The sequence below is a fragment of the Pseudomonas syringae pv. coryli str. NCPPB 4273 genome (assembly GCF_000972175.1).
GTDB lineage: Bacteria > Pseudomonadota > Gammaproteobacteria > Pseudomonadales > Pseudomonadaceae > Aquipseudomonas > Aquipseudomonas syringae.
In genome coordinates, this window is record NZ_AWQP01000061.1 from 1 (window position 1) to 14,137 (window position 14,137).

At 57.6% G+C, this 14,137-nt stretch carries 12 protein-coding genes and 2 pseudogenes; 6 read left to right on the forward strand and 8 right to left on the reverse strand.

Features of this window, described 5'->3' with window-relative positions:
• Window positions 1-279: 279 nt before the first annotated feature.
• The 5 genes from kdgD (at window position 280) to P406_RS22170 (ending at window position 5,392) form a co-directional block, all read left to right on the forward strand.
• Complete coding sequence (gene kdgD, locus P406_RS22150; protein WP_003313748.1) at window positions 280-1,191, forward strand: 5-dehydro-4-deoxyglucarate dehydratase; 912 nt, start codon at window positions 280-282, stop codon at window positions 1,189-1,191.
• Between the two features lie 165 nt (window positions 1,192-1,356).
• Window positions 1,357-2,742, forward strand: a complete 1,386-nt coding sequence (locus tag P406_RS22155) for an MFS transporter (RefSeq protein WP_003395109.1) — start codon at window positions 1,357-1,359, stop codon at window positions 2,740-2,742.
• Between the two features lie 10 nt (window positions 2,743-2,752).
• Window positions 2,753-4,306, forward strand: a complete 1,554-nt coding sequence (garD, locus tag P406_RS22160) for a galactarate dehydratase (protein WP_003368648.1) — start codon at window positions 2,753-2,755, stop codon at window positions 4,304-4,306.
• Window positions 4,307-4,767: 461 nt separating this feature from the next.
• Window positions 4,768-5,007 carry a PLDc N-terminal domain-containing protein gene (locus P406_RS22165; RefSeq protein WP_003368647.1) on the forward strand — a complete coding sequence of 80 codons (240 nt, stop codon included), beginning with the start codon at window positions 4,768-4,770 and terminating at the stop codon, window positions 5,005-5,007.
• A gap of 190 nt (window positions 5,008-5,197) precedes the next feature.
• Complete coding sequence (locus P406_RS22170; protein WP_046237380.1) at window positions 5,198-5,392, forward strand: hypothetical protein; 195 nt, start codon at window positions 5,198-5,200, stop codon at window positions 5,390-5,392.
• Window positions 5,393-5,643: 251 nt separating this feature from the next.
• Here P406_RS22170 and P406_RS22175 read toward each other — a convergent pair whose 3' ends face one another.
• From P406_RS22175 to P406_RS22185, 3 genes are all read right to left on the reverse strand, one after another.
• The gene (locus P406_RS22175) at window positions 5,644-5,844 is read right to left on the reverse strand and encodes a hypothetical protein (protein WP_003313743.1); all 201 of its coding nucleotides are present in this window, start codon (window positions 5,842-5,844) and stop codon (window positions 5,644-5,646) included.
• Window positions 5,845-6,063: 219 nt separating this feature from the next.
• Window positions 6,064-6,849: a sulfite exporter TauE/SafE family protein gene (locus P406_RS22180; RefSeq protein ID WP_003419013.1), complete on the reverse strand. Its 786-nt coding sequence runs from the start codon at window positions 6,847-6,849 to the stop codon at window positions 6,064-6,066.
• Between the two features lie 91 nt (window positions 6,850-6,940).
• Window positions 6,941-8,764: a sensor domain-containing phosphodiesterase gene (locus P406_RS22185; RefSeq protein ID WP_046237381.1), complete on the reverse strand. Its 1,824-nt coding sequence runs from the start codon at window positions 8,762-8,764 to the stop codon at window positions 6,941-6,943.
• A gap of 331 nt (window positions 8,765-9,095) precedes the next feature.
• On the opposite strand from P406_RS22185, the pseudogene P406_RS22190 reads away from it, so the two are divergent.
• A pseudogene (locus P406_RS22190) lies at window positions 9,096-9,218 on the forward strand (GNAT family N-acetyltransferase); the annotation flags it as partial.
• Between the two features lie 13 nt (window positions 9,219-9,231).
• Here P406_RS22190 and P406_RS22195 read toward each other — a convergent pair.
• The 5 genes and pseudogenes from P406_RS22195 to P406_RS22210 all read right to left on the reverse strand — a co-directional run bounded on the left by P406_RS22195 (window position 9,232) and on the right by P406_RS22210 (window position 13,833).
• Window positions 9,232-9,732: a GAF domain-containing protein gene (locus P406_RS22195; protein WP_003419003.1), complete on the reverse strand. Its 501-nt coding sequence runs from the start codon at window positions 9,730-9,732 to the stop codon at window positions 9,232-9,234.
• Between the two features lie 406 nt (window positions 9,733-10,138).
• On the reverse strand, window positions 10,139-11,020 hold the full coding sequence (locus P406_RS30395) for a methyl-accepting chemotaxis protein (RefSeq protein WP_370737611.1): 882 nt from the start codon (window positions 11,018-11,020) through the stop codon (window positions 10,139-10,141).
• Window positions 10,997-11,860, reverse strand: a pseudogene (locus P406_RS30400) (MCP four helix bundle domain-containing protein); the annotation flags it as partial. The gene P406_RS30395 and the pseudogene P406_RS30400, both read right to left, overlap by 24 nt.
• A 171-nt stretch (window positions 11,861-12,031) precedes the next feature.
• Window positions 12,032-12,973 carry a proline iminopeptidase-family hydrolase gene (locus P406_RS22205; RefSeq protein ID WP_046237383.1) on the reverse strand — a complete coding sequence of 314 codons (942 nt, stop codon included), beginning with the start codon at window positions 12,971-12,973 and terminating at the stop codon, window positions 12,032-12,034.
• A gap of 95 nt (window positions 12,974-13,068) precedes the next feature.
• Window positions 13,069-13,833, reverse strand: coding sequence for a LuxR family transcriptional regulator (locus P406_RS22210; protein WP_003368638.1), 765 nt, complete (start codon window positions 13,831-13,833; stop codon window positions 13,069-13,071).
• Window positions 13,834-14,137: the final 304 nt, after the last annotated feature.

Here is a 14,137-nt window from a genome sequence, read left to right on the forward strand (position 1 = left end):
TGCGTCGTCTGTGCCATCGTGGTAGAAAAGCACTTTTGCGGCAGTGGCTGCGGTTTTGACTATCGTTGCGCACGCTCCAGCGTGGGAATGCCGGTCTTGACGCTCCGCGTCAAACATCTACGCGGCAGCGCAAGAGTCAAAACCGGACCTCGTCCTCTCCCTCTGAAAAAACCCGAAAATCCCTGTTGAGTGATTTTATTATCAGTTGTACGATGACTTACGACATCGGCACTGACCCGGTGATCCTCTAACAATTATGTCCTCCAGGGTGTTCGAATAATGAATCCACAAGAACTGAAGTCCATCCTCTCATCCGGTCTGCTGTCTTTCCCGGTTACCGATTTCAATGCCCAGGGCGACTTCCACCGCGCCGGCTACATCAAACGTCTCGAGTGGCTGGCCCCTTATGGCGCAAGCGCTCTGTTCGCCGCGGGCGGCACAGGTGAGTTTTTCTCCCTGGCTGCCAGCGAATACTCCGAAATCATCAAGACTGCCGTCGACACTTGCGCCACCAGCGTGCCAATCCTGGCCGGTGTAGGCGGTGCGACTCGTCAGGCCATCGAGTACGCTCAGGAAGCCGAGCGTCTGGGCGCCAAGGGCTTGTTGCTGCTGCCGCACTACCTGACCGAAGCCAGCCAGGACGGCGTTGCCGCGCACGTCGAAGCCGTGTGCAAATCGGTGAAGATCGGTGTGGTGGTCTACAACCGTAACGTCTGCCGCCTGACGCCAACCCTGCTGGAACAACTGGCCGAGCGTTGCCCGAACCTGATCGGTTACAAGGATGGCCTGGGTGATATCGAACTGATGGTTTCGATCCGCCGCCGTCTCGGTGACCGCTTCTCGTACCTGGGCGGCCTGCCGACCGCTGAAGTCTATGCCGCGGCCTACAAGGCGCTGGGCGTGCCGGTCTACTCGTCCGCAGTGTTCAACTTCGTGCCGAAACTGGCGATGGACTTCTACCACGCCATCGCCCGCGACGATCATCAGGCGGTCGGTAAATACATCGACGATTTCTTCCTGCCTTACCTGGAAATCCGCAACCGCAAGGCTGGCTATGCCGTGAGCATCGTCAAGGCCGGCGCGAAGATCGCCGGTTATGACGCAGGTCCGGTACGCGCACCATTGACCGATCTGACGCCAGACGAGTGCGACATGCTCGCTGCACTGATGGACAAGCAAGGCAAGCAATAACACCTGCCACGACAAAGCCGCTGAGCGATCAGCGGTTTTTTCGTTGCACTGCATGACCCTTACAGGTGGCAGAGGTCGTCGCCGTGACGCTGCCAAGGGGCCTGTAACGCTACACCCAAAAAACAGCTTTACCCGCGTAAAAAAATAATCAGTGGGAGCTCTACCATGCAAAAGTCCAAGCCGACGCACGTCCGCTATTTGATCCTGTTGATGCTGTTTCTGGTCACCACGATCAACTACGCCGACCGCGCCACCATCGCTATCGCTGGTTCCAGCATTCAGAAAGACCTGGGCATCAGTGCCGTCACGCTGGGCTATATTTTCTCCGCATTCGGCTGGGCCTACGTGGCCGGTCAGATTCCCGGTGGCTGGCTGCTCGACCGTTTCGGGTCGAAGAAAGTCTACGCCATGAGCATTTTCACCTGGTCGCTGTTCACCCTGCTGCAAGGCTATGTGGGCGAGTTCGGCGTCTCCACGGCAATCGTTGCGCTGTTCATGCTGCGCTTTCTGGTCGGGCTGGCCGAAGCGCCGTCCTTCCCGGGCAACGCGCGCATTGTCGCCGCCTGGTTCCCGACTGCCGAACGCGGTACTGCTTCGGCGATCTTCAACTCGGCGCAGTACTTCGCCACCGTACTGTTCGCTCCGCTGATGGGCTGGATTGTCTACACCTACGGCTGGCAGCACGTGTTCGTGGTGATGGGCGCGTTCGGCATCGTGTTCTCCATGATCTGGATGAAGGTCATCTACGGCCCGCGCAATCACCCGATGATCAACGAGGCCGAACTGGAGCACATCTCCAGCAATGGCGCGCTGGTCGATCTGGATCAGGACAAGGGTAAAGGCACGCAAAAAACAGCCAGCAGCGGTCCCAAGTGGGATTACATCCGCCAGTTGCTGACCAACCGCATGATGCTGGGTATCTACCTCAGCCAATACTGCATCAACGGCATCACCTACTTCTTCCTGACCTGGTTCCCGGTGTACCTGGTTCAGGAGCGCGGCATGACCATCCTCAAGGCCGGCATCATCGCGTCTCTGCCAGCGATCTGCGGTTTCATCGGCGGCGTGTTGGGCGGGATCATTTCCGACTACCTGCTGCGCAAGGGCCATTCGCTGACCTTCGCACGCAAGGCGCCGATCATCGGTGGCCTGCTGCTGTCGACCTCGATCGTGACGTGCAACTATGTCGATATCGAATGGGTGGTCGTGGGCTTCATGGCCCTGGCATTCTTCGGCAAGGGCGTGGGTGCGCTGGGCTGGGCTGTGATGTCCGACGTATCGCCCAAGCAGATCGCCGGTTTGAGCGGCGGCCTGTTCAACACCTTCGGTAACATTGCATCGATCACCACTCCGATCGTGATTGGCTACATCATCAGCAGCACCGGCTCGTTCAAATGGGCGCTGGTGTTCGTGGGCGCCAACGCGCTGCTGGCGGTGATCAGTTACATTTTCATCGTGGGTGAAATCAAGCGTGTGGAATTGAAAGAGCCGCCTGCCAAGGGGCCATTGCTGAACGACTCGGTCAGCGACCTTTCCGAAGCAAAATCCTGAGGAAACCGTGATGAACCTGATTCAACATGCCGATTCGCCACGTTATATCCGGCTGCATCCGCTGGATAACGTCGTGGTTGTGGTCAACGACCAGGGTGTACCGGCCGGAACCGAATTCGACAACGGCCTGGTCACTGTCGATAACGTACCGCAGAGCCACAAGGTCAGTACCGTTGACCTGGCCGTGGGCGAGGCCGTGATTCGTTACGGCCACACCATTGGCTACGCACTGCAACCGATACCGCGCGGCAGTTGGGTCAGGGAAGACCAGTTGCGCATGCCTTCCGCGCCTGCGCTCGACAGCCTGCCGATGTCCGATGCCGTGCCGGAAAAGCAGGCGCCGCTCGAGGGTTACACCTTCGAAGGCTATCGCAACGCCGACGGCACCGTGGGCACTCGCAACATTCTGGGCATCACCACCACCGTGCAGTGCGTGACCGGTGTGCTCGACCATGCGGTCAAGCGCATCCGTGACGAACTGTTGCCCAAGTACCCGAACGTCGATGACGTCGTGGCGCTGACCCACAGCTATGGCTGCGGCGTGGCCATTACGGCCACCGATGCCTACATCCCGATCCGCACGGTGCGCAATCTGGCACGCAACCCGAATCTGGGTGGCGAGGCGCTGGTGATCAGCCTGGGCTGCGAGAAGCTGCAGGCCGGGCAGGTCATGCACGAGGGCGACAGCTCGGTGGATCTCAGTGAGCCCTGGCTGTATCGCCTGCAGGACTCCAGCCACGGTTTCAATGAAATGATCGAGCAGATCATGGAGCTGGCCGAGACGCGTTTGAAAAAGCTGGATCTGCGGCGTCGCGAAACGGTTCCGGCGTCGGAGTTGATTCTGGGCATGCAGTGCGGCGGCAGTGATGCGTTTTCCGGCATTACCGCCAACCCGGCGCTGGGTTACGCATCGGATCTGCTGCTTCGCGCTGGTGCGACAGTGATGTTTTCTGAAGTGACCGAAGTGCGGGATGCTATCTATTTGCTGACTTCCCGCGCACAGGATCAGGACGTCGCACAGGCGCTGGTGCGGGAGATGGACTGGTACGATCGCTATCTGGCCAAAGGCGAGGCAGACCGCAGCGCCAACACCACGCCGGGCAACAAGAAGGGCGGGTTGTCGAATATCGTCGAGAAGTCTCTGGGATCGATCGTCAAATCAGGCAGCAGCGCCATCAACGGCGTACTCGGCCCGGGCGAGCGGGTCAGCGGCAAGGGGTTGATCTTCTGCGCGACGCCGGCCAGTGACTTCGTCTGCGGCACCTTGCAACTGGCTGCCGGCATGAACCTGCATGTGTTCACCACCGGACGCGGCACTCCTTATGGTCTGGCGATGGCGCCGGTGGTGAAGGTCTCGACCCGCACCGAGCTGGCCCAGCGCTGGCCTGACCTGATCGATATAGACGCCGGACGCATTGCGACCGGACGCGCGAGCATCGAGGACCTGGGCTGGGAGCTTTTCCACTTCTACCTGGACGTGGCCAGCGGCAAGAAGAAGACCTGGACCGAGCATTACCGCCTGCACAACGACATCACGCTCTTCAATCCGGCACCGATTACCTGACTGGAGCGTCACGAACGGCATGCCCACGCTGTGGAATGCAGTTCCCGACGCTCTGCGTCGCAAGAGGACGCGGAGCGTCCAGAAAGGCATACGACGCAGAGCGCCGCACGATAGTTGAGATGATCGTTCCGCACGCTCCGCGTGGGAATGCAGTTCCCGACGCTCTGCGTCGCAAGAGGACGCAGAGCGTCCGGAAAGGCATACGACGCAGAGCGCCGCACGATAGTTGCGATGATCGTTCCGCACGCTCCGCGTGAGGAACGATGTGCGGGTAAATACGCCTACCTTGCCCATGCGCTGCCTGGGCATGTCGTTCTGAACGCTCTGCGTCCGTTCTTGCCTCTGCGCTGAGCACCCGTTCACAATCCGAAATATTCTCTGAACTTTAAGGCTCTTTTTGACCTCTTCTACAGTAGGGCAGCCGATCTGGTTGCCTTCGTTGATGGTGCAGGAGATTTCAAATGGGTTGGATATCGGAAAATCATTTGTGGTTGTTCGCAGCGCTGACCGCCCTGATCGTGATTTCGGACATCTGGGCAGTACTGCGTATTCGCAAGAGCAAGACACAATCCAGCAACAAGCTGATGTGGATCATTGTCGTTGTTGCCGTGCCGATCGTTGGCGTGCTGGCTCTGCTGATTGCGGGTCCGAGTCATGTGGACACACCGGCCAGACCTGAGCAGCAAAGCACCAAGTACTGACCCCGCTTTTCAAAAATACCCCGCCTGCGGGCGTGGGTATTTTCCCTTGTAGACCGCTCCCTTCTGTTTTTCGACACCTTTGCTCATGAAGGTGAAATATCGGCTGGCAAAAATAAAAATCTCTGCAATTCTTCTGCAATGGTGAGGTGTTTACATGCTTGCCATCCAGACCTGAACAAGGAGAAAGCGTATGTCGATCTTGACCAAGTGGGCGTTACAGGCAGCTGCGTTGTTTGTGCTGGGCTGGATGGCAGTTTCGGTGGCGAGCTGGAGCAATCACGTTGCCAATGGCACCGGCAGTGATCGGCTGGCAGAGCTGAATGCTGGCGTATTGAGCAGCCAGGTGCTGGCTGTGTCATCGTCTCCCACAGCGCAAGGCGAGTAATCCTGCCGCATCAGCGCGGGAGCACCGGCACTTTTCTGCAGGCAAAAAAATGGCCCACAACGGGGTGGGCCAAATGGGATTCATCAAAGGAGTAGGGCCAATTTACGCAGCCGGACGTGAAGGGGATGTGAAACGGATGTCATGGAAACGAGAAGTGGTTGGATAATTCAAGCGGCGTCATGACGGGGTGAAACAGCGTCGCCCATTGCCTGGCAACGCTGTATGGATTAATTCGCGGGGAGGGCGTCGGTCTAGCGAGCGGCCGCCTGAACGCTTATTTCAGCGGCTGCGCGGCGTGCCATATGCGGCAGCGAATGAGGCGCGTCGATTCTGGATTTCATGCGGTCGGCAAATTCTCTGGCTTCCTGCCAGCTCCGGCATTTGACCGGGTAGTCGTCCAGTATTACAACCCAAGCGTCGCCATATACACCTTCTTCAATTCGGATGAGCATTGTTGGCATCTCCTTTCAGTGAGGGTAAGTCTGTGCCGGGTCATCGGCGCTAAAGCTGACGCACGAAATCCTGCGCCGAAAATCGGTGTCTCGCTACAAAAAATTACAATTCCCGATGAGTGCGCACAGCCTGCAAGCAAACGTGCTCTGCGGCTATCGAGGCTGTGTTCGTGGGCAAGCCTGACTCAGAAATGTGACAGGCTGATGGATAAGCGCCGATCAGAACGCCAGCTTGAAGCCGATGGTGCCCAGCATGATGGCCAGGAAGGGCCGTAGCAGGTCATCGGAGACGCGGCCGGCCATGTGGCTGCCCAGGTAGATACCGGGCAGTGAGCCCATTAGCAGCCAGCCCAGCAATTCCCAGTTCATGTTGCCCATGCTTGCATGACCCAGGCCTGCGACCAGCGTGAGAGGCACCGCGTGGGCGATCTCCGTACCCACCAGACGCCGGGTCGGCAGCAGTGGATAGAGGATGAACAATGCCACCGTGCCCAGCGCGCCCGCACCGATGGAGGTGAGAGCGACCATGGTGCCGAGGATCAGGCCGGTGATGACGGTCAGTACCGTCAGGCTGGTGCCGCTGAAAAACGAGTAGCCGTCCCCTCGCCGGTGAGCGAAGGCCAGCAGTTTTTTCTTGAACAGAACGGCGAGTGCAGTGAGCAGCAGCACGAACCCGAGTGCCTGCTTGATAATCGCATTGAGCGCTTCGGGGGCAGTATGCAGGGTGCTCAGAAACCACAGCGTCATGAGCACCGCCGGGACGCTGCCCAGAGTCAGCAGGCCGGTGACTTTCCAGTCGATGTTGTCGTGCTTGCGATGGACCAGAACCCCGCCGGATTTGGTAATCGCCGCGTACAGCAAGTCAGTGCCGACCGCCGTGGCCGGATTGATGCCGAACCACAACAGTATCGGCGTCATCAGCGAGCCGCCGCCGACCCCGGTCATGCCAACGATGAAACCGACTACCAGACCTGCAACGACGAAACCCAGACCACCCGCTTCCATATCCAACCTTTTTCAAGCAAACGCATAGGCAAAAAGTGGCGGGCAGCATAACGGCTTGTGGTGTAAACGGTTATGAAGATGTGTTCTAACGTTATAACCGTTTGTCGCGCACGATTGCCGCTTCCGCGGCTTCGGCAGCACTCTGCAGGCGTTGGTTCGGGCCGATCCAGTTCAGAAGAGCCTCGGCTTCCATGGGTTTGGCGATCAGGTAGCCCTGGCCTTCATCGCAGCCCCATTGTTTGACCAGGCGACGAATCTCATCGGTTTCGATGCCCTCGGCCACGACGCAGTAACCGAGTTTCTTGGCCAGACCGATCAATGCCTTGACCAGACGCTGATCGGTTTTGTCGGACGCCAGATTGCGGATCAGCGACTGGTCGAGCTTGACTGTCGTCGCAGGCAACTGCCGCAGGTAATTCCAGTTGCTGTAGCCCGTGCCGAAGTCATCGATTGCCACATCCATGCCCATCTGACGCATGCGCTCCAGCTGGTGGCGTACTTCTGCCGGGTTGTGCATCAACGCGCCTTCAGTGAACTCCAGCTCGAAGCGGGTAGGGTCGATCTTGTGCTTGCCCAGCAGGCGGATCATCCGGTCAGTGAACGCAGGGCCGGTGAGGTCTTCGGGCGTCACGTTGATCGCAATACGGAAATCGAAGCCCTGTTGCTGCCAGCGAGCGGCCTGTTCGATGGCACGGGTCAGCACCCAAAGGCTCAGCGGGCGCATCAGCGCGGTCTTCTCGGCCAGCGGCACGAACTCGGCAGGCCCGATGGCCCCGAGTGTCGGGTGATTCCAGCGCAGCAAGGCCTCTACCGACGTACACAGGCCGGAGTCGAGGTCGATACGCGGCTGGTAGACCAGACGCAGTTGATCGTGAGCGTGCACCGCACCGGTCAACGAACTCAGCAGTTTGAAAGCACGCTGCTGGGCGGCGTCGAAGTGCGGTTCATACATCGCCCAGCCGAGATCGCGGTCGCGGGCATCGTCGGCGGCGCTGATCACCATGCGCATCCAGTCCTGTTCTTCGACCGGATTACGGTTCAGGGTCACGACCCCGAGCCCGACCTGCATCTGAACGGGAATGCCCCGACACTCAACGGGCGTCTCGAAGTCTTTGAGGATGGTGCGGAACAGGTGTTCGGGGGTACGTTCCCCTGCCAACAGAAAGCCGAAGCGCGTAGGGCTGACCTTGTACAGGGAACAGGTTGGCGGCAGCAGGCTCTCCAGGCGGCTCTTGATCGCCGTCACCAGATCCTGCGAAAAGCTGTAACCCAGGGCCTTGACGATGTCGTTGAGGAACGCGGAGGTAATCATGTCCACCACGACCAACTGATAATCGACACTGGATGCCACTGCCTGACTGATGTCTTCCTGCAGGCGCGAGCGGTTGTACAGGCCGGTGGGCTGATCAATGAAGCAACTGAGTCTCAGGCCGACAATGCGCTTCATGACCAGTGAGGCAAAGCGCTTGAGCATCTGCGTCTGGTATTCGCTCATCGGCTCGCGCGGCTTGGTGTCGATCACGCACAGGCTGCCCAGGGCAATGCCGTCATCGGTGATCAGTGGCGCGCCTGCGTAGTAACGAATGTCAGGGTGGCCGGTCACCAGGCTGTTGTTCACGAAGCGTTGGTCGAGCGTCGCGTCGGGAATCTCGAACAGCGTGTCGGACAGGATGGTGTAGGCGCAGAAGGACACGTTACGCGGTGTTTCACGGGCATTCAGGCCCACCCTGGCGCGGAACCACTGACGATGCTCATCGACGATCGAGATCAGGGCAATCGGCGTCTCGAAAAATGCAGCGGTCATCGCGACGATTTCATCGAATACGTCATCGGACGTATCTTCAAGCACGCACAGCTCCCGTATGCGCAACAGACGTTGCGTTTCATTCAGGGGAATGGGGGCACTGGCGTTCATGACGATTCTCAATGGGTACTCGATGATGACTATATGACATCACGAAACTCACTTTAACAGACGAAAAGATTCCGACCACAGCGGCGAGATACCGATTAATCGGCCGCAGATCGGATTTTTTGAACGCTATCGTTGTTCAAGCCGCACACGGCGAGGGGTTGGCCGTTTGTTTACGGTAGCTTGCGAGCACTACCATTCGTCGACTGGCCGAAAATAAGTGAATCGAGCGTCATCATGCAGGCTCTTCGGCTACCTTTTTTACGTGCTGAGTGAGCAAAGGCTTTATGCAGAAGAGGCGGTATTCGTGGCGTCAGATGGCAACGCGGCGCGGATGGTTGTACCGTCATCCTTGACTGCGCGGGAGTTCTATCTGGCGCTGGGCTTCAGCGTGGTGCGGGAACATCTGGAGGGAGAAGAGCGCACGTTTATCATGGAGCGGCAACTGTGCGTCTGAGGCATTCCATGCCTTAAGCGGTAACTTCCTGCATTTCCTGAAGTTGATAGTGCGCGTACAGCGTGCTGGCGATCAGCGTGCAGAATACTTTCAGGGTATCGAGGGTATTGGCATCATCGAGTGGCGCAGGCTTGGTATCCAGGCCGCACAGGGTGCCGAAGAAATCGCCGTTGGGAAAAATGATCGGCAACGAGAAATAGCTCTGGAAACCATACATTTTACTAATGGGATGTTCTGCGTAGACGGGGTCGGTCGCGACTTCGTTGATCACGATAGGCTGGCGATGCTGACGCAATTCATTGCAGAACGTGGTCTCCAGCTTGAGCTGATGACCGGCTTCCAGCCCGAACTGGATTTCGTCGTAAACAGCGCATGCAGTCCAGCTGGCCTCGGTGACTTTGGCGATTGCCGCAAATCTCAGCCCGGTCAGCCGGGTTACCAGCCGTAGCAGACTGGAAGTGGCCTCGATTTCACTGATGACTGCCAGCTCTGCGGAAGTCAGGTTGTTGTTCAAAATGTCTCATCCTGGTCATAAAAGCACTGATGCGGCCTTGGCAGTACGCCGGGCGCTGCCGATCCCGTGCAGGAAGTGATCGTGTCATACCTGATCGTGGCTTACATGAAATATTTTGTTGTTCGCCGCCAACTATCGAATGAGTTTAATGCCCCTGTCAACGTTACGGGCTTTTTCAATTAGTCTGAGCTCGTCAACAGGTCTTCATGGATCCTATTTCAACTAGTGGAAGCAATGCGTCTGACAGGCTGTCAGCAGAGCGGGGCGGCTTGCAGGTTTTGAAAGGAGGGGGCTGTAGGAGCGGGACCGTTATCGGTTTTTTGTCGAGCGCGGCTGGCTCTATAAAAAAGGGCAGCAGACGAATCTGCTGCCCTTCTGTCATGCCTGGTCAGCGTGGATGCCAGGATTACGTCTTGAAGCGCAGCACCAGATCATTCAGGTTAACCGCCAACTGCGACAGTTCGGTACTGGCGATCAGGGTCTGCCGGGTGCCTTCACTGCTCTGCACGGCCAGGTCACGAATGCTGACCAGGCTTCTGTCGACATCACGCGCGACATGCGCCTGCTGCTCGGAGGCCGCCGCGATCTGCAGGTTACGGTTATTGATCTCGAGTACCGAGTCAGTGATCTGGCGCAGCGACTCCCCGGCATCTTCTGCGGTCTTGCGAGTGCTGTGAACTTCCTGAGTGCTCTTCTGCATGGACTCGACGGTGGCGGAAGAACCGGCCTGAATCGCGGAAATCATCTGTTCGACTTCTTGCGTGGACGTCTGTGTGCGGTGCGCCAGAGCCCGTACTTCATCGGCTACCACAGCGAAGCCGCGACCCTGTTCGCCAGCACGTGCAGCTTCGATGGCGGCGTTGAGTGCCAGCAGGTTGGTCTGTTCGGCAATGCCGCGAATCACGCCCAATACTTTGCTGATGTTCTGAGCCTGACCGGCAAGCGCAGTAACCTGCGCGGAAGAGCCCTCGACCAGGCCTGTCAGGTTCTGCATGGCGGTCAGGGTTTCGGCAACGCGCTGGTTACCCAGATCGGCGGAAAGGCTCGATTGTTGGGCAGCCTGCGAGGTCGACGTAGCATTACGAGCGACCTCTTCTACGGCAGCACTCATTTCGTTTACCGCGGTAGCTGCCTGCTCGATTTCGCTGTTCTGCTGTTGCAGTGTGCGGTCGGCGCTTTCGGTGATCGACGTCATTTCGACGGCGGCGGTGCTCAGTTGCGCGGACGCGCCGGAAATTTCATGAATGGTGGTGCGCAGATTCCCCGACATGGTGTTGAGCGCAGTCATCAAGCGTGATGCTTCATCACTGCCGCTAACGCTTAATTGCCGGGTCAGATCGCCGGCGGCAATGTCTTCCGCCAGTTTCAGCGAGATGCTGATCGGGTCGACAATGCTGCGTGTCAGGGCAATCGCGAGTACCACGGTAAGCAGGAACGCTGCGATCAGCACAGTCATCAACACGTTGACGCTGTGGTCGTAGACTGCAGTGGCATCTTTCCCGGAGACGACCGCTTCTTCAGCATTGTGCCCGCGTAGCGCAGTGAGTTTTTCCTGATAGATGGTTGCCTTTTGGGCTTGCTCGCCGTTGGCAAGGGAGACTGCTCTTTCGTGATCAGAACTGTCCAGCGCGACAACCTGTTTCAAGCCGTCAATGTAAACACCCATCTTGTTATTGGCTTCTTCGAATTGCGCCCGGTCGGCTTCCCCCGACAGCAGGTGTTTTTGATAGAAGTCGCTGTTGGTACGCAGCGCCTCGATCGCTTCCCGGACCTTGGCCTCTGCGGTGGCGTGTACGCTCGGATCGTTGCTGGCGAGCATCCTGATGCTTTCCAGGCGCGCGTGAAGCAGGGCGATCTGAATGTCGTCGACGACCTGGATGCTGGGCAGTGAGTTTTCTTCTATGTTCTGCTCGGCGACGCGCAAGTGGCCGATCTGTACATAGGAGAAGGCACCCAGACCGATCAACAGCAAGGTAATGACGCCAAAACACAGGGAGGCCCTGCGTGAAATACTTAACGATCTGAGGTTCATGGTTGCCTCCAGCGGCAAAACAGGCGGAAGGCAAGTACTTTCCTTCCAATAACTGTTTTTCTGCTGAAAACGAGAGAGCTTTAACAAAACAGCCATGAAAGTTATTTCATAATGGCTTTATGCAACTATTCGCTGTCAGGCAACCGTATGTTATGAAAAAGTTCCAGTAACACTGTGAACAAAGTTAACCGTTAGTCGGGTGAATTTTATTAAAGTATTCGCTCTAATAATACAACTCCAAAGGCATGGATCCATCAGTCCTGAACGTCAAGCTGCGGACTCTTTAACCGGTTCGACCAACGTGTCCAGAAAACCTGCAATGCATCCCATGCAGGCCATTCGTTCTTCTACATGGGGCATGTGACTGGACTCTTCGAAAACAGACCAACTGATGTTGGGGACATTGTCCACATAGGGCTTCACGACGAGCGGTGTGGCTTCGTCATACTTCCCGGAAATCAGCAAGGTCGGAACGCTGATGCGTTTCAGGCGATTGACGATGGTCCACTCCTTCATCGTGCCGATAACGTGAAACTCGGTAGGGCCATTCATGGCGAGGTAGACGGTCGGGTCGGCGTCAATCGCGTCGAAGGTACGTTTTACCTCCTCCGGCCATGGGGTGATGCGGCAGACATGGCGGTCATAAAATACCCGCGAGGCTTTCAGGTATTCCGGGTCTTTCAAGGTTCCCGCCTGTTCGTGCTTGAGCAACGTAGCCTGCACGTCGGCTGGCAGATCCTTGCGCAGCCGGTTGGCCTCGTTTACCCAGGTGAGCATGTCTGCGGGGGAGTTGGCGATGATCAGTGCCTTAAGCCCTTTGGATGAGTTTTCGGGCGAAGGTTCACGCACGGCGTGCTCTGCCGCCAGCATGCCGCCCCACGACTGGCCCAGCAATGCGTAGTTGTTTTCAATGCTCAGGTGCTCAAGCAGGTTGTCGAGTTCGCTCAAGAACAGATCGACCGTCCAGAAGTCATCACCTATTTTTGGCAGTCGAGTCGACTTTCCGTTACCCAACTGATCGTAGTGGATAACGGCCCGGCCGGTGCTGGCGATGTCCTTGAACGAATCGACGTAGTCATGCGTACAACCGGGGCCGCCGTGCAGAATGACCAGTGGTGTGCCGGGACCGTGCAGGTCACCTGTGATGCGATACCACGTCTGATGTTCGCCAAAGGGCGCGAAACCTTCCTTGATCGTCATATCTGCCATGTCGCCGGTCCCTGCTGGATAGTTTGGGGGCACCATAGCGCGGCGTCTTGCGTCTCATAACTATAGAAAATGATAGGTTTTGGCCGATAAACCGGTCAGTGGTCGAGTAAACGGTAGTGAACGGCACGTACCACCGCCTGTACACGGTTTTTGGCCCCCAGCTTCTGCATGGCCGAATTCAGGTGCAAGGTCACCGTGGCGACAGAACGGTTGAGCTGATCGGCAATCTCTCTGGCCGTCAGGCCCTCGGCAGACCAGCTGAGGCATTCGCGCTCGCGCGGGGTCAGCCTGATCGCATTGCACGAGCGAATCTTCTGGTCGAACAGCGGGTAGGCGACCTCCTGAAAGGCGTGAGCAAGCAGGCCAAACTCGGCCAGGCTCTGGCGCGCGTCCTCGAGGGCGACGTCGCTGCCGTCCGCACACAGACCGGTCAATGTGGCGAAACCGCCTTTGGGCATGTGGATCGGCACCGTCACGCCACAGGTCATGTGTGAGTCATGCAGGTAGCGCACCACCGGCTTGTGCATATCCGTGATGAACGTTTTCAGGACCGTCTCGGCCCTGGGCTGGTATGACCATACAAAAGGCGAGACGCTGGCGACGGCCAGGTGTTGCACCGGATCGATCTGGTAATAGCCCTGACTGCACCAAAGCGCGTACCAGTCCGCAGGTGTATTGCGCAATGACAGCAGCGACGGGGTGATCAGTGCTCCATCATGGGACACCGGCACCGGGCTGTAGTCGTAAATCACAGCATCGAATCCGAGATCCGATGCCAGTAGCAGCGCGCAATCCATTTGCTGATCCAGCGTGGATGCAGACTGCAGCCGCGAATTGAAATCCGACAACCTGATATGCATGGCATGACCTCCTTTGTCATTGAGCCGATGTAGGGCTCTAGGCTCTGTACGAAAAGTGGCTGCGCTCGGTGATGCTTCGTTAAAAACAGGCTCGGATGCGAGTCCAATCGGAATGCTCATTTACAACACGTAGAGTCGAACGCGACCCCGGCCGTTCCTCGCCTGTTTTTGCCTCGCCTGACCTTCGCTCGCCGACTTTTTAGATCGGAAGAGCGTCGTGTAGGGAAAGAGTGTAGATCTCGGTGGTCGCCGTATCATTAAAAAAAAAAACAATAAACGAATCTCACTTGTACCCTTATCTCCC

Excerpts from the sequence above, each read along its gene's own strand:
- P406_RS30395 (WP_370737611.1), bottom strand. The coding sequence starts at position 11,020 with ATGACTGCGCTCAACACCATGTCGGGGAATCTGCGCACCACCATTCAT.
- P406_RS22165 (WP_003368647.1), top strand. The coding sequence starts at position 4,768 with ATGGGTTGGATATCGGAAAATCATTTGTGGTTGTTCGCAGCGCTGACC.
- P406_RS22155 (WP_003395109.1), top strand. The coding sequence starts at position 1,357 with ATGCAAAAGTCCAAGCCGACGCACGTCCGCTATTTGATCCTGTTGATG.
- P406_RS22210 (WP_003368638.1), bottom strand. The coding sequence starts at position 13,833 with ATGCATATCAGGTTGTCGGATTTCAATTCGCGGCTGCAGTCTGCATCC.
- P406_RS22180 (WP_003419013.1), bottom strand. The coding sequence starts at position 6,849 with ATGGAAGCGGGTGGTCTGGGTTTCGTCGTTGCAGGTCTGGTAGTCGGT.
- P406_RS22175 (WP_003313743.1), bottom strand. The coding sequence starts at position 5,844 with ATGCTCATCCGAATTGAAGAAGGTGTATATGGCGACGCTTGGGTTGTA.
- P406_RS22205 (WP_046237383.1), bottom strand. The coding sequence starts at position 12,973 with ATGGCAGATATGACGATCAAGGAAGGTTTCGCGCCCTTTGGCGAACAT.
- garD (WP_003368648.1), top strand. The coding sequence starts at position 2,753 with ATGAACCTGATTCAACATGCCGATTCGCCACGTTATATCCGGCTGCAT.
- P406_RS22185 (WP_046237381.1), bottom strand. The coding sequence starts at position 8,764 with ATGAACGCCAGTGCCCCCATTCCCCTGAATGAAACGCAACGTCTGTTG.
- kdgD (WP_003313748.1), top strand. The coding sequence starts at position 280 with ATGAATCCACAAGAACTGAAGTCCATCCTCTCATCCGGTCTGCTGTCT.
- P406_RS22170 (WP_046237380.1), top strand. The coding sequence starts at position 5,198 with ATGTCGATCTTGACCAAGTGGGCGTTACAGGCAGCTGCGTTGTTTGTG.